The sequence below is a fragment of the Pyxidicoccus sp. M15 genome, assembly GCF_056858435.1.
Genome location: NZ_CM166495.1, coordinates 9748450 through 9767936 on the forward strand (window position 1 = coordinate 9748450; position 19487 = coordinate 9767936).

At 70.3% G+C, this 19487-nt stretch carries 17 protein-coding genes; 1 reads left to right on the forward strand and 16 read right to left on the reverse strand.

From position 1 onward, the window contains the following. Nucleotides 1-38: 38 nt before the first annotated feature. The 15 genes from ACX9TP_RS35990 to mraZ all read right to left on the reverse strand — a co-directional run bounded on the left by ACX9TP_RS35990 (nucleotide 39) and on the right by mraZ (nucleotide 16517). Nucleotides 39-893 carry a cell division protein FtsQ/DivIB gene (locus ACX9TP_RS35990; RefSeq protein WP_482975176.1) on the reverse strand — a complete coding sequence of 285 codons (855 nt, stop codon included), beginning with the start codon at nucleotides 891-893 and terminating at the stop codon, nucleotides 39-41. A 164-nt stretch (nucleotides 894-1057) separates the two neighbouring features. Next, entirely contained in the window at nucleotides 1058-2014 is a 957-nt protein-coding gene (locus tag ACX9TP_RS35995) for a D-alanine--D-alanine ligase (protein ID WP_482975177.1), read from the reverse strand. After that, nucleotides 2011-2946 (reverse strand): UDP-N-acetylmuramate dehydrogenase, encoded by a 936-nt coding sequence (gene murB, locus ACX9TP_RS36000; RefSeq protein ID WP_482975178.1) that lies wholly within the window; start codon nucleotides 2944-2946, stop codon nucleotides 2011-2013. Before murB ends, ACX9TP_RS35995 begins: the two co-directional genes overlap by 4 nt. A gap of 6 nt (nucleotides 2947-2952) precedes the next feature. Further along, nucleotides 2953-4371 carry a UDP-N-acetylmuramate--L-alanine ligase gene (gene murC, locus ACX9TP_RS36005; RefSeq protein WP_482975179.1) on the reverse strand — a complete coding sequence of 473 codons (1419 nt, stop codon included), beginning with the start codon at nucleotides 4369-4371 and terminating at the stop codon, nucleotides 2953-2955. Continuing rightward, the gene (murG, locus tag ACX9TP_RS36010) at nucleotides 4368-5513 is read right to left on the reverse strand and encodes an undecaprenyldiphospho-muramoylpentapeptide beta-N-acetylglucosaminyltransferase (protein ID WP_482975180.1); all 1146 of its coding nucleotides are present in this window, start codon (nucleotides 5511-5513) and stop codon (nucleotides 4368-4370) included. The genes murC and murG overlap by 4 nt, the downstream gene beginning before the upstream one ends. Next, the gene (gene ftsW, locus ACX9TP_RS36015) at nucleotides 5510-6673 is read right to left on the reverse strand and encodes a putative lipid II flippase FtsW (RefSeq protein WP_482975181.1); all 1164 of its coding nucleotides are present in this window, start codon (nucleotides 6671-6673) and stop codon (nucleotides 5510-5512) included. Before ftsW ends, murG begins: the two co-directional genes overlap by 4 nt. 5 nt (nucleotides 6674-6678) lie before the next feature. Beyond that, a complete protein-coding gene (murD, locus tag ACX9TP_RS36020; RefSeq protein ID WP_482975182.1) occupies nucleotides 6679-8046 on the reverse strand; it encodes a UDP-N-acetylmuramoyl-L-alanine--D-glutamate ligase in 1368 nt (455 codons plus the stop codon). A 24-nt stretch (nucleotides 8047-8070) separates the two neighbouring features. Next, on the reverse strand, nucleotides 8071-9249 hold the full coding sequence (gene mraY / locus ACX9TP_RS36025) for a phospho-N-acetylmuramoyl-pentapeptide-transferase (RefSeq protein ID WP_482975183.1): 1179 nt from the start codon (nucleotides 9247-9249) through the stop codon (nucleotides 8071-8073). Beyond that, complete coding sequence (locus ACX9TP_RS36030; protein ID WP_482975184.1) at nucleotides 9249-10649, reverse strand: UDP-N-acetylmuramoyl-tripeptide--D-alanyl-D-alanine ligase; 1401 nt, start codon at nucleotides 10647-10649, stop codon at nucleotides 9249-9251. Before ACX9TP_RS36030 ends, mraY begins: the two co-directional genes overlap by 1 nt. 55 nt (nucleotides 10650-10704) lie before the next feature. Beyond that, nucleotides 10705-12225 (reverse strand): UDP-N-acetylmuramoyl-L-alanyl-D-glutamate--2,6-diaminopimelate ligase, encoded by a 1521-nt coding sequence (locus ACX9TP_RS36035; protein ID WP_482975185.1) that lies wholly within the window; start codon nucleotides 12223-12225, stop codon nucleotides 10705-10707. A 51-nt stretch (nucleotides 12226-12276) separates the two neighbouring features. Further along, the gene (locus ACX9TP_RS36040) at nucleotides 12277-14298 is read right to left on the reverse strand and encodes a penicillin-binding protein (RefSeq protein ID WP_482975186.1); all 2022 of its coding nucleotides are present in this window, start codon (nucleotides 14296-14298) and stop codon (nucleotides 12277-12279) included. Further along, a complete protein-coding gene (ftsL, locus tag ACX9TP_RS36045) occupies nucleotides 14295-14717 on the reverse strand; it encodes a cell division protein FtsL (RefSeq protein WP_482975187.1) in 423 nt (140 codons plus the stop codon). Before ftsL ends, ACX9TP_RS36040 begins: the two co-directional genes overlap by 4 nt. After that, nucleotides 14714-15628 (reverse strand): 16S rRNA (cytosine(1402)-N(4))-methyltransferase RsmH, encoded by a 915-nt coding sequence (rsmH, locus tag ACX9TP_RS36050; protein ID WP_482975188.1) that lies wholly within the window; start codon nucleotides 15626-15628, stop codon nucleotides 14714-14716. Before rsmH ends, ftsL begins: the two co-directional genes overlap by 4 nt. Before the next feature lie 6 nt (nucleotides 15629-15634). Continuing rightward, a complete protein-coding gene (locus ACX9TP_RS36055; protein WP_163995199.1) occupies nucleotides 15635-16018 on the reverse strand; it encodes an STAS domain-containing protein in 384 nt (127 codons plus the stop codon). A 46-nt stretch (nucleotides 16019-16064) separates the two neighbouring features. Beyond that, nucleotides 16065-16517 (reverse strand): division/cell wall cluster transcriptional repressor MraZ, encoded by a 453-nt coding sequence (gene mraZ, locus ACX9TP_RS36060; protein WP_163995200.1) that lies wholly within the window; start codon nucleotides 16515-16517, stop codon nucleotides 16065-16067. A gap of 298 nt (nucleotides 16518-16815) precedes the next feature. Here mraZ and ACX9TP_RS36065 point away from each other — a divergent pair, with 298 nt between their 5' ends. Beyond that, nucleotides 16816-17523 (forward strand): PilZ domain-containing protein, encoded by a 708-nt coding sequence (locus ACX9TP_RS36065; protein WP_482975189.1) that lies wholly within the window; start codon nucleotides 16816-16818, stop codon nucleotides 17521-17523. A 43-nt stretch (nucleotides 17524-17566) separates the two neighbouring features. Here ACX9TP_RS36065 and ACX9TP_RS36070 read toward each other — a convergent pair whose 3' ends face one another. After that, the gene (locus ACX9TP_RS36070; RefSeq protein WP_482975190.1) at nucleotides 17567-19372 is read right to left on the reverse strand and encodes an acyl-CoA dehydrogenase family protein; all 1806 of its coding nucleotides are present in this window, start codon (nucleotides 19370-19372) and stop codon (nucleotides 17567-17569) included. Nucleotides 19373-19487: the final 115 nt, after the last annotated feature.

A 19487-nucleotide genomic window follows, 5' to 3' on the forward strand; every position in this document is an offset into this window, starting at 1 on the left:
CCTCCCAGGCCCCCCACTCTCGTGAAAGGGGCATCCTCTTACCGCGTCGAGACCCCGTTCCTCTCGGAGACAGGGCTCGAAAGCTTCACCGCCACCCAACCGGGTCGGGCACGGTTATCCAGGTGAATGATCTCCGCTGCAAGCCCCCTCGCACCCAGCTCTCGCCGGACGCGGGCCAGCCGTTGCAGCTTGACCTCGGAATCTCCTTCTCCCAGGCGCACTTCCTGGCCGGACGCCGTCACCAGCGCCACGCTCTGCGCCTCCATGCGAACCTCGGACAGGCGCTCGGCCTTGTCGGTTGACAGCCGCGAATAGGCGCTCGCCACCTCCAGCGCCGCGCGCAGGCGCTCGCGCGCCACTGTCGGGTCCGTCACGTACCCCTCGCGGTCCAACCCCGTGACGAGCGGCAAATCCAGCCCGTCCCCCGGCGTCACCCGCTTGAAGGGCTCACCGTCCTCGTCCAGGACGTACAATTCGCCCAGCACCGCCAGCGCCACCGGCACGTGCTCGGTCACCTCCACCGACACGCGGTTGGGGAAGCGCCGCGTCACCTCCACCGTCTTCACCCAGGGGTGCTGCGCCATGGCGCGCTCCAGGGCGCCCGCGTCCAGCGTCCACAGGTTCTGCCCCTTCGTCAGCACCGCCAGCCGCAGCAATTCCACGCGCGAGGCGCGCTGGAGTCCGGAGAAGGACACGGCCGCGAGGTCGAAGCGGGGCGACGTCAGCGCCCAGTGCCGAAGCTCCACCCCGCCCCACACCAGCAGGCCCGTGGCCACGGTCAGCGCGAGCACCTTCAGGACGCCGGGGCCGTGCGAGCGCACGGCACCCTTCACCGCCTCCTTCTGCTGGGCGGTATCCTGACGACGACGATTTCGCGCTCTGCCAAAGGCCATGGGTCGGGACGGTCGCACGCATGCTGCGCGCGGATGGATCTCCACGCCAGTTTTTGGCTACAGGCACGTTGCTGTAGCGCTGGCGGCGGGTGCGAGGCCAGGGACTTCCGGGGGTTTTCGACGAAGCCCGGCGCCGAGTTGCTTCGGGCCGGGCGGCCCGCGCCTCAGGCCTTGAGGGAGGCGCCCAGGAGGAGGCGCTCACACAGGGCCGGGAAGTCGATTCCACGCCCCGCGGCAATCTTGGGCAGGAGGCTGGTGGCCGTCATGCCAGGCAACGTGTTGATCTCCAGCAGGAACACTTCTCCCGAGTCGGTGATGATGACGTCGGAGCGGGAGCCCCCGCTGCAGCCGAGGGCCTTGTGCGCGGCCAGGCTCACCTCGTTCACCCGGGCATACTGCTCGGGCGGCAGGGGCGCGGGGAAGAGATACTGAGTACCGGAGCCCGCCTTGTACTTGGCGTCGTAGTCGTAGAACTCGCGCGCGGCGCGCACCTCGATGACGCCGAGGGCCTCATCGTCCAGCACGCCACCCTGCACTTCGCGTCCCTTGACGAACTGCTCCACCAGCAGGGTTCCGGCGTACTTCGCCGCGTCCCGCACGGCGGCGTCGTAGTCCTCGCGCTTCTTGCAGATATGAACGCCCACGCTGCTGCCCTCGCGGCTGGGCTTCACCACCACGGGGAAGGGGAAGGACAGCGAGTCCGCCGCCGCCAGCGCCGACTCCGCGTCCTTGAAGGCGCGGTACGCCGGCGTGGGGATGCCGTGCGTGACGAAGACCTGCTTGGCGTACACCTTGTCCATGCCCAGCGCGGAGGCGAGCACGCCGCTGCCGCTGTAGGGGATGAACATGGACTCCAAGAGGCCCTGGAGGCACCCGTCCTCGCCGTAGCGGCCGTGCACGGCGAGCCACGCCACGTCCACCTTCTCCGCGACGAGGCGCGCGGGCAGGTCACGGCCGACGTCCACCTCCACCACGTCGTAGCCCAGCGAGCGCAGGGCCCCGGCCACGGCGGCGCCGGTGCGCAGGGAGACTTCACGCTCGGCGGACAGGCCGCCAAAGAGCACGCCCACGCGCTTCGTCTTGAGCTCGTCCTTCGTGAAGGCGCCGCGATTCGGGGTCATGGCAGGAACTCTCCCACGCGCTTGACTTCGGGTTTCATGTCGACGCCAGTCTGCTCGCGCACCCGCTGCTGCATGAGGGTGACGAGGCCCAGCACGTCACGGGCGGTGGCTCCGCCCAGGTTCACAATCCAGTTGGCGTGCAGGGTGGAGACCTGCGCGCGGCCCAGCGTATGCCCCTTGAGGCCGACCAATTCAATCAGCCTGCCGGCATGGTCGCCCGGCGGGTTGGTGAAGACGCTACCGAAGTTGGGCTGGCTCAGCGGTTGCGTGCGCTTGCGGTAGCCCAGGTCCGCGTCCATGGCCGCCTTGGATGCCCCCACGTCCCCCTTGCGCAGGAGGAAGCGCACCCGCGTCACCACACTGCCCGGCGGCAGCTCCGAGTGGCGATAGGCGTGCGGAATGCGCGCCTTCTCCAGCCACCCCACCCCGTCCGCCGTGGCCACCTCCACCGCCTCAATCGCGCGGAAGGCCTCGCCGTTCTTGGTGCCGGCATTCATGGCCACCGCGCCGCCCAGCGTGCCAGGAATACCGGCGAGGAACTCCGCGCCCACCAGCGCGTTGCCGCGCATGAGGTTGATGAGCCGGACGATGGCCGCGCCCGCGCCCAGCGTGAGGCGGCCCTCCTCTCCGGCCACGTCCACGCCTTCCGGAAAGAGGTCTCCGGGCAGCTTCACCGTGAAGCCCGGTACCCCGCCGTCGCCCACCAGCGTGTTGGCGCCGCCGCCCAGGATGGAGACGGGGATGCCCTCGTCGCGCGCCAGCTTCAAGAGCGCCACCAGCGCCTCCGGCGAGCGCGGGCGCACCAGCGCCTCCGCCGCGCCGCCCACCCGGACGCTGGTGAGCGGAGCCAGGGGCTCGCCCGGCTTCACCTCGCAACGGGCCAGCCGCGCCACGCGCTCCGCCAGCGCCGTCCTCACGCCCGCTTCCACCATGGCGGCTCAGCCCTTCGACAGCGAAGAAGTGCCCAGCAGGGTGAGCAGGTCCGGCCCCACCTGGGTGATGTCGCCCGCGCCCAGCGTGAGCACCAGGTCGCCCTCGCGCAGCCGGGGCAGCAGCGCCGCCGGCAGCTCGGTGCGCTTCTCCACGAAGGTGACGTCGCGGTGGCCGTGCGCGCGGATGGCGTCCGCCAGCGCGTCGCCGGTGGCGCCCGCAATCCGCTCCTCGCCCGCCGCGTAGACGCTGGTGACGAAGAGCACGTCCGCGTCGTTGAAGGAGGTGGAGAACTCCTTCATCAGGTCATGCGTGCGCGTGTAGCGGTGCGGCTGGAAGGCCACCACCACGCGCCGGCCAAAGGCCTTGCGCGCGCCGGCCAGCGTGGCCATGACCTCGGTGGGGTGGTGCCCGTAGTCGTCCACCACGGTGATGCCCTGCGCCTCGCCGCGCACGGTGAAGCGCCGCTGCACGCCGCCGAACTCCGCGAGCGCGCCGCGCACCGTCTCCAGCGGGATGTCCATCTCCTCCGCCACGGCGATGACGGCCAGCGCGTTGAAGGCGTTGTGCGCGCCCACCATGCGCACGCGGAACTCGCCCAGCGGCTCGTCCCGGCGGAAGGCCTGGAAGGTGGTGGTGAAGCCGTCCAGCTGGATGTTCTCCAGCCGGTAGTCCGCCATGTGCGAGCTGCCGTAGGTGACGAAGCGCTTCTCGATTCGCGGCAGCAGCGCCTGCACGTTGGGGTTGTCCAGGCAGAGGACGTTGAGGCCGTAGAAGGGCACCCGGTTGCAGAACTCCACGAAGGCGGACTGGAGCGTGTCCAGCGTGCCGTAGTGGTCCATGTGCTCCGGGTCGATGTTGGTGACGATGGAGATGGACGGGTGCAGCTTGAGGAAGCTGCCGTCGCTCTCGTCGGCCTCCACCACCATCAGCTCGCTCTTGCCCAGCTTGGCGTTGGAGTCGAGCACGTTCACCTTGCCGCCCACCACCGCCGTCGGGTCCAGCCCCGCGGCGCTCAGCACGGTGGCCACCATGGACGTCGTCGTCGTCTTGCCGTGGCTGCCCGCCACCGCGACGGAGTACTTCAGGCGCATCAGCTCCGCGAGCATCTCCGCGCGGGGGATGACGGGAATCTTCCGCTGCCGCGCGGTGACGACCTCGGGGTTGTCCTTGCGCACCGCGGAGGAGATGACCACCACGTCCGCCTGCACGAGGTTCTGCGCCTTGTGCCCCTCGAAGATGGTGGCCCCCATGCGCGTCAGGCGCCGGGTGATGTCGCTCTCCTTCAAGTCGCTGCCGGACACCCGGTAGCCCAGGTTGAGCAGCACCTCGGCGATGCCGCTCATGCCGATGCCGCCGATGCCCACGAAGTGCACCTGCGCGGCGTGGCGCGTCTTGAAGAGGCTGGCGGGCTTGTTCTTCGTCACGAGTGGCTCCTCGGCGCCTTCTTCGGCTCGGTGGGGGCGCGCTCCCTACCATTGGGGCCCCACGCTTGCACCATCAGGTCCACGCAGACGTCCGCCAGCTCCTTGGCGGCCTCCGGGCGGCCCAGCAGCCCCGCCTTCTTCTCCATGTTCTTCAGCTTCGCCGGGTCGCTCTTCAGGGTGCGGATGACCTCCGCCAGCTTCGCCCCGGTGAGCTCCGACTCGCGGAACATCAGCGCCGCGCCCGCTTCCACCAGCGCCTTCGCATTCACGGCCTGGTGGTCATCCGTGGCGTGCGGGAAGGGAATGAGGATGCTGGCCTTCTTGCAGACCGTCAGCTCCGCCAGCGTGGTGGCCCCGGCACGACAGACGACGAGGTCCGCCTTCGCGTACGCGCTCGACATGTCGTCGATGAACTCCACCACGTCCGCCTGGAAGCCCTTGTCCGCGTAGCCCTTGCGCACCTGCTCCAGGTCGTTCTTCCCCGTCTGGTGGACGAAGTGCAGCCCGTCCTTCAAGTCCCCCAGCGAGTCCAGCGCCTCAATCATCCGCTGGTTGATGCCGCGCGCGCCCAGGCTGCCGCCGAAGACGAGCAGGGAGAACTTCTCGTGCGCCACGTGGCTGCGCAGGTAGTTGTCCATCAGCTTGCGGCGGATGGGGTTGCCGATGAGCTGCACCTTCTTCTCCGGGAAGAAGCGGCGCGCGCCCTCGAAGGCGGTGAAGACGACGCGCACCACCTTGCCCAGCAGCTTGTTGGTGAGCCCCGGCAGCGCGTTCTGCTCTTGAATCGCGGTGGGGATGCCCATCAGCCACGCGGCCAGCACCACCGGCCCGCTGGCGTAGCCGCCCACGCCCACCACCACGTCCGGCTTCTGCCGGGCGAGGATGCGGAACGACTCGATGAAGGCCAGCGGCAGGGCGATGAGCGCCTTGAGGAAGGCGATGAGGCTCTTGCCCTTGAGGCCCTGCACCTTCACCAGCTCCAGCGGGTAGCCCTCCTTCGGCACCACGCGCGCCTCGAGGCCCCGCTCGGTGCCCACGAAGACGACCTCGTTGCCGTGGTGACGCGTCGTCACCTCTTCCGCCAGGGCGATGCCCGGGAAGAGGTGGCCACCGGTGCCGCCGCCCGCGATGAGGACCTTCACGCCGTCACCTCCCGCATGTCCGTGCCCGTCCGCGTGGCGCGCGTCGCCGGCTCGGCATTCGCGCTCAAGGAGAGCAGCACCCCCGCCGCGCCCATCAGCACCACCAGGGAGGTTCCACCGTACGAGACGAAGGGCAGCGTCAGCCCCTTGGTGGGCAACAGCCCCATGGCCACGCACATGTTCACCGTGGCCTGGAACGCGATGATGGAGGTGATGCCCAGCCCCAGGTACGTGCCGAACGTCTCCCCCGCGGCCAGGCTGGCGCGCACCCCGCGCCACAGCACCATCCCGTACAGCGCCACCAGCAGCCCCACGCCAATCAGCCCCGTCTCCTCACCGATGATGGAGAAGATGAAGTCGGTGTGCGCCTCCGGCAGGAAGAAGAGCTTCTGCCGCCCGTCCCCCAGCCCCAGGCCCGACACACCGCCCGAGCCGATGGACATCAGCGACTCGGCCACCTGGTAGCCCACGTCGTGCCGGTGCGCCCACGGGTCCAGGAAGGCGAGGATGCGCTTCATGCGGTACGGGCTCGTCGCGATGGCCACGTACGCCAGGGGCAGCGCCAGCAGCACCGAGCCCACCAGGTAGCTCAGCTTCGCCCCGGCCGCGAAGAGCAGCACGAAGAGCATGAACACCAGCAGCACGCTGCTGCCGAAGTCCGGCTGCAGCATGCACAGGAAGACGAGCACGCCGCACAGGGCCAGGTGCGGGAGGAAGCCCACGGAGAAGGTGGCCACCTTCTCGCGCTTCTTCGCCAGCGAGTAGGACAGGTAGACGACCCAGGCGAACTTCGCCAACTCCGCGGGCTGCAGGCCGAAGCCCGGCAGGCGAATCCACCGGCGCGCGCCACCCGCCGTGGTGCCGATGCCGGGAATGGCCACCGCCACCAGCAGGACGATGGCGATGAGCAGCAGCGGGTAGGCCCAGCGCGCCAGCTTGCGCCAGCCCACCTTCATGGCCACCGCCATGGCCACCACGCCCATGCCGGCCGCGGTGAGCTGGCGCTTGAAGAAGTACAGGCTGTCACCCAGCTTGTCCTGCGCCAGCACCGCGCTGGCCGAGTACACCATCACCAGTCCGAAGGTGACGAGGGCGAGCACCGCGCACAGGAGCAACGGGTCGAACCGCACGGAGGCGGACGCGGGAGGAGTGGTCTTCATGTCCGTCACAGCGCCCCGACGAGGCGCTTGAACGTGTCGCCCCGGTCCTCGAAGTTCTTGAACTGGTCATACGACGCGCACGCGGGCGACAGGAGCACCGTGTCCCCCGCCTTCGCCACTTCACGCGCCTTCCTCACCGCCGCGTCCAGCGTGCCGCACGCATGCACCGGCGCGTGGCCCGCGTACGCCTTCGCGAGGACGTCCGCGTCGTGGCCGATGGTGAGCACGCCCTTCACCTTGCCCCGCCCCTCCTCCACCATGGGCGCGTACGGCGCGCCCTTGCCCTTGCCGCCGGCAATCAGCCACAGGTCGCCCTTGAAGGCGCGCAGTGCCACCAGCACCGAGTCCACGTTGGTGGCCTTGGAGTCGTTCACCCACTCCACGCCGTCCAGCACGCGCACGCTCTCCATGCGGTGCGGCAGCCCGGGGTAGCCGTCCAGTCCCGCCTGCACCGCGTCGGCCGGCACGCCGCCCAGCCGCGCCAGCAGCGTTGCCGCCATCGCGTTCTGCGCGTTGTGCGCGCCGCGCAGCGCGCGGTTGGTGAGCCGGTAGCGCTCGTCGAGGAAGTCCAGCCGGAAGCCGCCCTCCTCCGCGATGGCCTGGCCCGCCAGCTTCGGCGCGTCCGCCACCGGGCGCCCCGTCATGCCAAAGCCGTACACGGGCACCTTCGCCGCGCGCGCCAGGCCCAGCACGTCCGCGTCGTCCGCGTTGACCACCGCGAAGTCTGTTGCCTGCTGGTTCTGGAAAATCCGCGCCTTGGCCGCGCCGTAGTCGGCGTGGGTGGCGTACCGGTCCAGGTGGTCCGGCGTGAGGTTGAGGATGGCGGCGCCGCGCGGGCGCAGGGTGCGGATGCCCTCGAGCTGGAAGCTGGACAGCTCCACCACCAGCGCGTCCCAGTCCTTCGGGGCCAGGGCGGCCTCGGAGAAGGGCCGGCCCAGGTTGCCACCCACGAAGGTGCGCCGGCCGCCGCGCAGGAACAGCTCACCGGTGAGCGCCGTGGTGGTGCTCTTCCCGTTGGTGCCCGTAATCCCGAACAGGGGCACGTCGGGGAGGAAGCGCGAGGCCAGCTCCACCTCGCCCCACACCGCCACGCCCGCGGCGCGCGCTGCTTCAATCTCCGGCAGCGACAGCGGCACGCCGGGGCTCACCACCACCAGGTCCTGCGATGCGAGCAGGCCCGGAGGCGTGGGGCCGGTGACGAGCGAAGCGCCCAGGGCCTTCACCTCGCGCCCCACCTCGCCCAGCGCATCCTCGGTGCGCGCGTCCAGCGCCGTGACGACGGCACCGTGGTGGCGCAGGAGGCGCAGCGCCGCCACGCCACTCTTCGCCAGCCCGTATACGAGCACCTTCTGACCGGACAGCGACAACGACATGGCCGTGCCCCTTTTGCCGCGGCTTCAGCGGAGCTTGAGCGACAGGAGCGCCACGCCACCACAGAGGATGGAGACGATCCAGAAACGGACGATGATCTTCGGCTCGGCCAGGCCCTTCAGCTCGAAGTGGTGGTGCACCGGCGCCATCTTGAAGACGCGCTTGCCCGTCATCTTGAAGGAGGCCACCTGAATCATCACGCTCAGCGCCTCCGCGAAGAAGATGCCGTGGATGATGGCGGACACCACCTCGTTCTTGGACAGGACGGCCAGGCCGCCCAGCGCGCCGCCCAGCGCCAGCGAGCCGATGTCGCCCATGAAGACGGAGGCCGGATAGGTGTTGAACCAGAGGAAGGAGATGCCCGCGCCCACAATCGCCGCGCAGAACACGGCCAGCTCCGCGCCGCCCGGCACCTGGAGGATGCCCAGGTACTGGTAGAGCGGCGTGGCCACCAGCCTGGGCACCCCGTTCACCAGCTCCGAGTCCGCGATGCTCAGCGTGGTGCCCGCCACGTAGCAGAGCACCGCGAAGGTGATGGCGGAGACAATGGTGGGGACAATCGCCAGGCCGTCCAGGCCGTCCGTGAGGTTGACGGCGTTGGAGGTGCCGACGATGACGAGCCACGCGAAGACGACGTAGAACCAGCCCAGGTCCGGGTTGAACCAGCGCGTGGGGATGAAGGGCAGCGTCAGCTTCGTGTTGATGAGCAGCGTGGGCCCGAAGGAGCCGTCCGGCTGCGTCCACGTGGTGAGCAGGCCGAACACCGCCACCAGGAAGAAGAGGGTCTGCAGCACCATCTTGTAGCGGCCCGGCAGCCCCTTCGAGTTGCGCTTGGACAGCTTCAGCCAGTCGTCCAGGAAGCCGATGAAGCCGTAGCCGAAGGTGAGCAGCAGCATCACCCACACCCCGCGGCTGCCCAGGTCCGCGAACAGCAGCGTGCCGGCGGCGATGGAGATGAGGATGAGCGCGCCGCCCATGGTGGGCGTGCCCTTCTTCTTCTGGTGTGAGTCCGGCGTGTCCTCGCGCACGTTGCTCTGCCCGTGCTGCTTCAGCCGCAGGCGGGCGATGAGCCGGGGGCCGATGAGCATGCCGAGCAGCAGGGCGAAGACGCCCGCGGCGATGATGCGGAAGGTGGGGTAGCGCAGGAAGTTGAGGACGCGCCCGGCTTCCGAGTTCTGGATGAGCTCGTAGAGGAGATACAGCACTAGTGGGTTCCTCCGGGGGCTGGCGCGCCCGTCAGCGCCGCCACCACCCGTTCCAGCCGCATGCCGCGGCTGGCCTTCACCAGCACCACGTCACCCGCGCGCAGCTGGGGCGACAGCCAGGCCACCAGCGGCTCGATTTCGGTGAAGTGGGCAGCGGAATTGCCCATGGAAGCGGCCTCCCACCCCTTGACGGAGCGGGGACCGAAGAAGGCCGCCAGCTTCGCGGACCCGGGGACTCGCCCGCCCAGGCGCGCATGCTCTTCCAGCTCGCCCGGGCCCAGCTCCAGCATGTCCCCCAGCACCACCACCGGACGGCCGCCCGTGGGCACCAGCGTGCCCAGCGTCTCCAGCGCCGCGTCCATGGAGGCCGGGTTGGCGTTGTAGCAGTCGTCAATCACCGTCACGCCGCCCTTGCCGTCCACCACGTTGAGGCGCCGCGCGTACGGCCGCGCCGTCTCCAGGCCGCGCACGCACTCCTCCGGCGAGTAGCCCAGCGCCAGCGCCAGCGCGAAGGCCGCCGTGGCGTTCTGCGCGTTGTGCGGGCCGATGAAGTGCAGCCGCACCGGCCAGTCCCGGCCGGAGTAGCGCACCGTGGCCACCATGCCCTCGCGGCCGCGCGTCTCCACGGCCACAAGCCGCACGTCCGCGCCCTCCGCCCGGCCGAAGGTCAGCCTCTTCGCCGTGCTGCGCGCGGCCTGCTTCGGGATGAGCGGGTCATCCACGTTCACCACCACCGTGGACGCCGGGCCCAGCTCGCGGAACATCTCCCCTTCCGCCTCGGCCACGCCTTCGAGGCTGCCCAGCCCCTCCAGGTGCTCGGGCTGGACGACGGTGATGACACCGGCGTCCGGCCGCACCACGCGGGTGAGCCGCTCAATCTCACCGGGGCGGTTCATGCCCACCTCGATGACGGCCGCCACGTGCTGGGGCTCCAGGCGGAAGAGCGTCAGCGGGACGCCCACCTCGTTGTTGAGGTTGCCCTCCGTCTTCAGGGCCGGCCCGCGCGTGGCGAGGATGGCGCCCACCATCTCCTTGGTGGTCGTCTTCCCGTTGGAGCCGCCCACCGCGCAGAGGGGAATCTGGAAGCGCTGCCGGTGGTGGCGGCCCAGGGCCCCCAGCGCCATCAGCGTGTCCTCCACCTCGTAGAGGGGGAAGCCCTCCGGCAGCGAGGGCAGCGGGCGCCCGCGCGCGACGACGGCGCCGGCCGCCCCGCCCTTCGCCGCCGCGTCCACGAAGGCGTGCGCGTCGAAGCGCTCGCCCACGAGGGCCACGAAGAGACAGCCCGGGGTGAGCGAGCGCGTGTCGGTGCAGACCGCGGAGAAGGCGGCCGGGGCCGGGCCCCCGCGCCGGGTGGCACCGGTCGCCTGCACCACCTCATCGTCGTTGAATCGGGCTGACATAGGGGTGTGGTGGGTGCGAGCGCGGCCGGGCCGGGCCGCGCTCGCGGGCCTTCAGCTAGGGGGTGCGGTTGGCCAGCGCCTTCGCCGCCACCTGGCGGTCGTCGAAGGTGTGCTTCTCCGTGCCCACCTGCTGGTACGTCTCGTGGCCCTTGCCGGCGATGAGGACGACGTCGTCCCCGCTGGCCATGCCGATGGCGAGCTCGATGGCGGCGCGGCGGTCCGCGTCCACCAGGTAGCCCTTCTCACCCGACTTCGCCTTGCCCGCAGAGATGCGGCGCAGGCCGCCCTTCTCCAGGCCCGGCGTCACCTCGCCGATGATGTCGTCCGGGTTCTCGGTGCGGGGGTTGTCGCTGGTGACGATGGCCAGGTCCGCGGCCTCCGCCGCCACCGCGCCCATCAGCGGACGCTTGCCCTTGTCCCGGTCCCCGCCGCAGCCGAAGACCGTGATGACCCGGCCCTTGGCCAGCGAGCGCGCGGCCTCCAGCGCGCGCTTGAGCGCGTCGTCGGTGTGCGCGTAGTCCACCAGCACCGCCGGAGCGCCGCCGGGGCCGTAGTTCTCCACGCGCTCCATGCGGCCGGCCACCGGCGTCATGCGCTCGATGCCCTCCTGCACGTCGCGCCGGGCGAAGCCCGCGCCCAGGCCGATGCCCGCCGCCAGGAGGATGTTCTCCAGGTTGTGGGGCCCCAGCAGCTTGCTCTTGATGGGGATGTCACCCGCGGGCGTCTTCAGGGTGCCCTTGATGCCCTGGAGCGTGAAGGTGACATCCGCGGCGGAGACCTCTCCGTTGCCCACGCGGCTGAACTTCCACGCCATGCGCTTCTGGCCGCGCAGCTCGTTGTAGATGCGGCTGGCGTAGGTGTCGTCGCCGTTGACCACGGCCACGCCGGTGGCGGACAGGTTCTCCGCGAAGAGCTTCCGCTTCGCCTGGAAGTAGTCCTCCATGTCCTTGTGGTAGTCGAGGTGGTCCCGGCTCAGGTTGGAGAAGCCCGCCGCCTTGAAGGTGAGCCCGTGCACGCGCTCCTGCGCGAGCGCATGGCTGGACACCTCCATGATGACCGTCTCCACCCCCGCGTCGACCATCTCCCGGAAGATGCGGTGCAGCTCCAGCGCATCCGGGGTGGTGTTGGCGCTCTCCACCGTCTTTCCGGAGAACTTGTAGCCCAGCGTGCCGATGACACCGGTGGCCGCATAGGCCGCCGTGCTCATCGCCTCCAGCAAGTAGGTCGTCGTCGTCTTCCCGTTCGTCCCGGTGACACCGAGCAGCGTGAGCTGGTCGGCGGGACGGCCGTAGAAGTTGGCCGCGATGATGGCCAGGGCCTTGCGCGCGTTGCCCACCTTGAAGAAGGGCACCTGCGAGGAGGGCACCGGCTTCTCGGAGACCACCGCCACCGCACCGCGGGACACGGCCTCGCCGATGAACTGGGCCCCATCCTCCTTCGTGCCAGGAATGGCGACGAAGAGGTCCCCCGCCTTCACGCGCCGCGAGTCCTGCGTCACCCCGGTGACGTCAACCGCGGAACGGCCGCCCGAGGTCTGCTCGGCACCACATCCTGCGAGGACATCCGTCAGCTTCATCTCTTCCCCTTCACACGTCTTGCAAGCGCGGGTCCTGGAGCGAGCGCGGCCTCATTGCCGCGTCGCGAGCTCCAGCGTCACCCGGGCCCCCTTCTCCACCAGTGAGCCGGCGGCGGGGGTTTGAGACACCACTCGTCCACTGCCCATTACCTGTGGCTCGAGGGCCGCGGCCAGCAGCTTCACCACGGCTTCTCGTCCTACCTGTCCCTGGACGTCCGGCACACGCACCGTGCCGGGCTCCGGGGTCTCCGTCACCGCCTCCGCCAGCACCTGACGCGCGGGCACGGTGGCCTTGGGGGCCACCGGCTTCGCCGCGGCGGACGCGGGGGACACGGCGGCCACGGCCACCTCGGGTGCCACCGTCCGGGACGGGGGCACGGCCAGGTGGGCCATGGCGGCGGTCGCAATCTCCTTGAAAGCAGGGGCAGCCACGAGCCCCCCGTATACGTCCGTCTTCGGTTCGTCCACTACGACAAGAATCACTGCGCGCGGCGACTCGGCTGGCACCATGCCAGCGAAGGAGGCGATGCGCTTGTCCGAATACCCCCGGGCGATGGGGTCCGCCTTCTCGGCCGTGCCCGTCTTGCCCGCCACCCTGTACTCCTCCATGGCGGCCCGGGGCGCGGTCCCTTCCCTGGTCACCACACTCTCGAGCATGCCCACCACCTGCCGGGCCACCTTGGATGAAACCACCCGGCGAATCTCCGTGGGGCGGTTTTCCAGCAGGACTACCCCGTCCGGGTCCACCACCTTCGACACGAGGTAGGGCCGCATCAGCACGCCATCGTTGGCCAGCGCACCATAGGCGGACGCAATCTGGACCGCGGTGGCCGTCATGCCCTGACCGAAGGACTGGTTGGCCAGGCTCACCTCCGCCTTCGGGAAGGGGATGATGCCGCGCCCCTCGCCCGGCAGCGCCAGGCCGGTGCGCTCGGCGAAGCCGAAGGCGTGGTAGCCGGAGACGAGCTTCTCGCGCCCCAGCGCCTGGGCAATCTTCGCCATGCAGATGTTGGAGGACACCTGGAGGATGCCGCGGGGGGCCATCCAGCCGTGCGGGTGGGTGTCGTTGATGGTGTGGCGGCCAATGGGCCAGGCGCCGTTCTCACAGAAGAAGACGCTGTCGGGCGTCATCGTCTGCTGCTCCAGGGCGGTGGCCACCACGAAGGGCTTCGTCGTGGAGCCGGGCTCGAAGGCGTCCAGCGCGGCGCGGTTGCGCATCTCGGCGCGCGTGCCAGCCCCCGGGTTGTTGGGGTTGAAGCGCGGGTAGTTGGCGATGGCCAGCAGCTCACCGGTGCGCGGGTCCAGCACCACCGCCATGCCGGCCACGCCCTTGGCCTCCTCCACCGCCTTGGCCAGCGCCTTCTCCGTGACGTACTGGAGGTGGCGGTCGATGGTGAGGGTGACGGCGGCGCCCTGGCGCTCCAGCGGGTCCAACGCGCCCTGCACCAGCAGCTTGCGGCCCTTGGCGTCGCGGAAGCCGGACATGCGCGAGTTCTGCCCGGACAGCTCGTCCTCGAAGGCCAGCTCCAGGCCCTCCAGGCCGTGCCCGTCCATGCCCACCATGCCCACCACGTGGGCGCCCAGCTCGCGCTGCGGGTAGAAGCGCTTGGGCTCCTTGGTGAAGCCGAAGCCGGGCAGGCCCAGCGCCTTCACCGCCTCCACCTCCTGCGGCTTCGCCTGGCGCTTCACCCACGCGAAGCGCCTGGCGCGGCCCAGGCGCGCGGCCATCTCGTCCGCGTCCACCTTGAGGGCCTTGGCCAGCGCGCGCGAGGCGGCCCGCACGTCCGGCAGCATCGACGGGTCCACCCAGATGGAGTCCACCTCCACGCTCTGGGCCAGGGGGGTGCCGCGCCGGTCGAAGATGTCGCCGCGGCGGGCGGGAATCTCAATCTGCCGGACGTACTGGTCCTGCGCCAGGCCGCGCAGCTTCTCCTGCTCGAAGACCTGGAGCTGCACCGCACGACCGAAGGCGACGCCCAGCAGCGTCAGGAAGAGGCCGAACAGGAGCTGCACCCGCAGCTTCAGCCACTTCGCGTTGGGCTCGGGGGCCCGCGTCGCCTTGAAGTCCCTCACCGCGCCGCCCCCGTCGCGTCGCGTCCGGCCACCCGCACGCCGGGCTTGCCGGAGGCGCCCGTCTCGGCGCGGGCGTCTCCACGCGCGGGCTTCTCGGCGGCCAGCGACACCACGGCGCCGCCGGTGGGCATGGCCATGCCGAGCTGCTCACGCGCCACGCGCTCCAGCCGCGCCGGGGCCTTGAGCGTGGCCAGCTCCAGCTTCAGCCGGTCGTTCTCCCGGGTGAGGGTGCGGCTCTCGGCCTCCGCGCTCGACAGGCGGTAGCCCATGTCCACCACCAGCACGCGGCTGGTGACATGGAGCATGCCCACCGCCGCGAAGAGGGCGAAGAAGAGGACGGGCGGCAACAGGTGCAGCAGCACGCCCGTCAACGAGACGGAGCCACGCGTCGAACCCAACCTGGAAGTCGCCTTGCTCATCGGAGTTTCTCCACCACGCGCAGGTGCGCGCTGCGAGAGCGGGGGTTGGCCTCCACCTCTTCGTCCGAGGCGGCCACGGCCTTCTTCGTCACCAGGGCGAACGCGCCCGAATAGCCACAGGCGCACACCGGCAGCCCCGGCGGGCAGGTGCACCGGCCCACCAGAGCCCTGAACGCCTCCTTCACCTTCCGGTCCTCCAGGGAGTGGAAGGCGATGATGGCGGCGCGGCCGCCCACCTTGAGGAGGCCCGGAATGGCGGCGAGCAGCGCGTCCAGCGCCTCCAGCTCACCGTTGACGGCCATGCGCAGCGCCTGGAACGTCCGGGTGGCGACGTGGATGCGGTGGGGCCACGCCTTGCGCGGCACCGCCCGCTTCACCACTTCGGCGGCCTCCAGGGTGCGCGTGGGCAGCGCGCGCTTCAGCTCCCGGGCGATGGGCCGCGCGAAGGGCTCCTCGCCGTACTCCTTGAGGATGTGGGCCAGGTCGCGCTCATCCATGGAGGCGATGAGCTCCGCGGCGGTGGGCCCCGTGTCGCCCATGCGCATGTCCAGCGGGCCTTCCTTCATGAAGGAGAAGCCGCGCTCGGCCACGTCGAGCTGCGGGGAGGAGACGCCCAGGTCCACCAGCACACCATCCACCGGGAGCAGATCCGCGGCCACGCGGGGCAGCTCGGCGAAGTTGCCCTGCCGGGCCTGGAAGCGCGGGTTGCCCCCCACGCGCGAGGTGGCCGCCGCGAGCGCCACCGGGTCGCGGTCCACGCCCACCACGGTGGCGCCCCGAGCCAGGAGCGCCTCCGTGTGGCCACCGCCTCCCAGTGTGCCGTCGATGATCACCTTCCCGACTCCCGGTTGGAGCAAGTCCACTGCTTCCCGCAGGAGGACGGTCTGGTGCTGGAAGTCCAAGGCCTCCACGGGCCGTCAGACGAAGGGAGCCCGCGCGAGCGCGAAGGCCGCCCGGGCGTCGTTCATATGCGGATAGATTTCGAAGGCGTCGTGCGCGCCGGCCGCGCGGAAGATGGCGGCCAGGTACGGCGACAGGCCGGACAGCTTCAGGTCCCCGCCGGTGCGGCGGAAGGCCTCGGCGCGGGCCATGAGCGGCTTGACGCCCCGGTAGTTCAGGTGCCCCACGTCGGCGAAGTCGAGCACCACCTGGCGCAGGCCGCGCTGCATCTTCCGGGTGAGGTCCTCACAGAGCTGAAGCAGGTCCTGCTCGCTCAGCTCGCCCTCGAGCATGAGCGTCTCCACGCGCCCGGTGGCCACCGCCGCGCCCGCCTCTCGCCGCACCTCCAGAACCTGGTTCATACGCTTGCCACCCTCCCGGGACTCCTGAGCCCTGTCGACTTTCCCGCTACTGCTGGCGCAGCTCCGACAGCACCTTCATCACATCCGCGGAGGTCGCCTCCTGGCGGGCCTCCTCCTGCGCCTTCGCCCAGCCCTCGCGACTCCACAGCTCAATCACCTTCACCATCCCCGCCCACACCACGTCCTTCTCCAGCCCGGCATAGGTGCGCAGCGTGGGAGGGATGAGCAGGCGCCCCAGCTTGTCCAGCGGGCACTCCTGCGCGCTGGCCACGTACAGGCGCATCAGCGTCTTCACCCCCGGCTCCATCGGGTTGCGGCGGGCCAGGGATGCCTCCAGCGCCTCCCACTCCCGCACCGGGTACGCGTGCAGGCACCTGTCGAGCGCCGTGGTGATGATGAGCCGCTCGTCGTAGGCGCCCACCAGCGTTTCCCGGAGCTTCGCCGGGAGGCTCGTCCGCCCCTTCGCGTCGATCTGGTGCTCATAGACGCCTCGGAACACGCGGGACGATCCACCTTTTCAACCCGCCAGGGGACTGACCTCCACTCCTTCCCACTCCTTGCCACTACCGGGCGGCATACATACGCGTCCCCCTGGGGGGGGTCAAGAAACCGCAACAGGTTGGAACAGAGGTTCGTTGGCGCCCGACATCCCGGAAGGCCGCCGCACCGCAGCTGGCCCGAGTCCAGAACTACCGCCACACCTGGAAGGTCCGGTGGTTGCCGCGCCGCGGCGCCCTACCCAGGGAGAGGGGGTGAACTTGAGTTCCACCCGGAGACAGGCGCAGAGTGGCTTTTGCGTGAATACGAACGTACGACTGAAGGTGGCCTACAAGACCCCGCAGTCATTGGTGGGGGAGTACACACGCAGCGTCGGGCAGGGGGGCGTCACGCTGGAGACGCGCCGCAGCCTTCCGCTCGGGACTCGCTTCACCTTCGAGCTGCACGCGGGGGGCGTGCCCAAGCCCGTGGAAGTGCTGGGCGAGGTGGTGCAGGTGGAGCCGCGCGAGGCGCAGCGCTACCTGCTCACCGTGCGCTACGGCGCGGGCCAGGACCGCACCGCGCTGGACGCCATGCTCCAGCGCATCTTCTCCGTCCAGGAACAGGAGGGGCTGCGCCGCTTCCCGCGACTGCCCCTGCACCTGCGTGCGGTGGAGGCGGCGCCCATGTCGCCCATCTTCCTGGTGCGTGACATCTCCAAGGGCGGCGTGGGGCTGGAGGTGCAGGCCCCGGCGCTGCCCCGCAAGGTGCACGTGGGCACGCCCTTCCTCCTGGAGATGGACCTCCAGGGCGGGCCGCTGATGCTGCACGGCGAGGTGGCCTGGACGTCGTCGATTCCCCGCAAGCACTCGGAGACGGTGATACCGGGCTTCGGCGCCACCTTCGGGCGGCTCCGGCCGGAGATGCAGCAGCGGCTGGAGGCCCTGCTGGCCCTGGCGTCCCTGCCCCCCGCGCCCTGGAAGGCGCGCGTGAGCTTCGGCATGGACGCCGTGACACGGATGCCGTGAGGCGCACGGGGCTCCGGCGGTTCCGGAGCCCCACCCTGCCCCGCTACTCCTGGCTGAACGGGTAGCCGCCCGCGGACTCGAGCGCCGTCGCCACCGTCTCGCGCAGCTCCGCGGGGTTGTACGGCGTGAAGACGTCCAGCGTGGCCAGGCGCTTGAGCTCCGTGTCGAGCGCCTCGCCCTGGAGCGTGGCGCACAGCGCGCGGCGCGTCCTGTCGAAGGCGCGCGGGACGGCGTCCAGCGCGTACAGCTGCGTGAGCGCCACGCGCACGGGGTCCAGCTTCCCCTGGCTGGCGGCCTGCCGGGTGCGCGTCACCATGGAGTCCAGCGCGAAGGCGTCCATCACCACGTCCGACAGCGCGGCGAGCACCTCCTGGTGCTTCTCCAGGTCCGTGCCGAAGGTCTCCGCGGCGATGCGCAGGCCGTGCAGCGCAAGGTGCTTGGCGGACTCGGCGGCCACCTCCTGCGGGGCCAGCGCGTCCTGGCCGCGCGCGCGCGGGCGCTCGCCCCGGGACAGCTCGTCCGCCACGTTGCCGGCGACGGCGAACAGCGGCAGGTCGCCCTTCACCGCGCGCTTGAGGAGCATGCCGACGATGAGCATGCGGTTGATTTCGTTGGTGCCCTCGAAGATGCGGTTGATGCGCGCGTCGCGGTACGCGCGCTCCACCGGATACTCCTCGATGTAGCCGGCGCCGCCGTGGAGCTGCACGGCGTCGTCCACGAGGGTGCCCAGCGACTCCGAGCCGTGCACCTTCATGATGGACGACTCGATGGCGTACTCCTCGACGGCGGCGAGCAGGCGCGACTCGTAGTCGGCGGCCGTCTTGTCGTGCCCGGCGAGGCGCGCGTCCACGAGGCCCGCGGTGCGGTACGTCATGCTCTCCACGGCGTGGATGAGCGCCGTCATGCGGGCCAGCTTCTCGCGCGACAGGGGGAACTGGACGATGGGGGTGCCGAACTGCTTGCGCTCCTGCGTGAAGCGCAGCGCGTTCTGGAGCTGGAGCTTCATGCCGCCCAGCACGCCCGCGCCCAGCTTGAGGCGGCCGTAGTTGAGGATGTTGAAGGCAATCTTGTGGCCCTTGCCGACCTCGCCGAGCTGGTTCTCCACCGGGACGCGCGCGTCCTCGAAGTAGAGGGGACACGTGGACGAGCCGCGGATGCCCATCTTGTGCTCCTCCGGGCCCACGGTGAGGCCGGGAGTGTCCTTCTCGACGATGAAGCCGGTGAACTTGTCGCCGTCCACCTTGGCGAAGACGACGAACACGTCCGCGAAGGCCGCGTTGGTGATGTAGAGCTTGGAGCCGTTGAGAATCCAGTGCTTGCCGTCCGGCGAGCGCACCGCCTTCGTCTTCGCCCCCAGCGCATCGCTGCCGCTGCCCTGCTCCGTGAGGGCGTAGGCGGCGACCCACTCGCCGGTGGCGAGCTTGGGGAGGTACTTCTGCTTCTGGGCCGCGTTGCCGAACCAGACGATGGGCAGCGTGCCGATGCCGGTGTGCGCGCCGAACGTCACGGACCAGGAGCCGTTGAGGCTCATCGCCTCGGCGAGCAGGAGGGACGTCGTCTTGTCGAGGCCGGTGCCGCCGTAGGCCTCCGGGATGTCCACGCTGAGCAGGCCCAGCTCACCGGCCTGGCGGAGGAGGTTGCGCAGGAGGGCGTTGTCCTTGGCCTCGATGCGCTCGGCCTGGGGGAGCACCTGCTCGCGGGAGAACTGGAGGGCCGTCTTGAAGAAGAGGCGCTGGTCCTCGGCGAATGTCTCAGGAGTGACGATGCGGGTGGCGCCCACCTCCTGGAAGAGGAACGCGCCGCCAGCGGGAATCTCCTTCGAAGGGGCGGGCTCGAGTACGGCGACCATCAACGACCTCCAGGTGCGCGGAAGGGACGTCCCTCCGCCGGGCGGGCAGGCTCCCGCCGCGCGCAATCTAGGGTGTGGCGGGACAGGGAGGTAGTAGCAACGACGGCTGCCGGCT

Bases quoted from the DNA above. Each gene is read 5' to 3' on its own strand.
- ACX9TP_RS35990 (WP_482975176.1), bottom strand. From the start codon at position 893: ATGGCCTTTGGCAGAGCGCGAAATCGTCGTCGTCAGGATACCGCCCAG.
- ACX9TP_RS35995 (WP_482975177.1), bottom strand. From the start codon at position 2,014: ATGACCCCGAATCGCGGCGCCTTCACGAAGGACGAGCTCAAGACGAAG.
- murB (WP_482975178.1), bottom strand. From the start codon at position 2,946: ATGGTGGAAGCGGGCGTGAGGACGGCGCTGGCGGAGCGCGTGGCGCGG.
- ftsW (WP_482975181.1), bottom strand. From the start codon at position 6,673: ATGAAGACCACTCCTCCCGCGTCCGCCTCCGTGCGGTTCGACCCGTTG.
- murD (WP_482975182.1), bottom strand. From the start codon at position 8,046: ATGTCGTTGTCGCTGTCCGGTCAGAAGGTGCTCGTATACGGGCTGGCG.
- ACX9TP_RS36030 (WP_482975184.1), bottom strand. From the start codon at position 10,649: ATGTCAGCCCGATTCAACGACGATGAGGTGGTGCAGGCGACCGGTGCC.
- ACX9TP_RS36035 (WP_482975185.1), bottom strand. From the start codon at position 12,225: ATGAAGCTGACGGATGTCCTCGCAGGATGTGGTGCCGAGCAGACCTCG.
- ftsL (WP_482975187.1), bottom strand. From the start codon at position 14,717: ATGAGCAAGGCGACTTCCAGGTTGGGTTCGACGCGTGGCTCCGTCTCG.
- ACX9TP_RS36055 (WP_163995199.1), bottom strand. From the start codon at position 16,018: ATGAACCAGGTTCTGGAGGTGCGGCGAGAGGCGGGCGCGGCGGTGGCC.
- ACX9TP_RS36070 (WP_482975190.1), bottom strand. From the start codon at position 19,372: ATGGTCGCCGTACTCGAGCCCGCCCCTTCGAAGGAGATTCCCGCTGGC.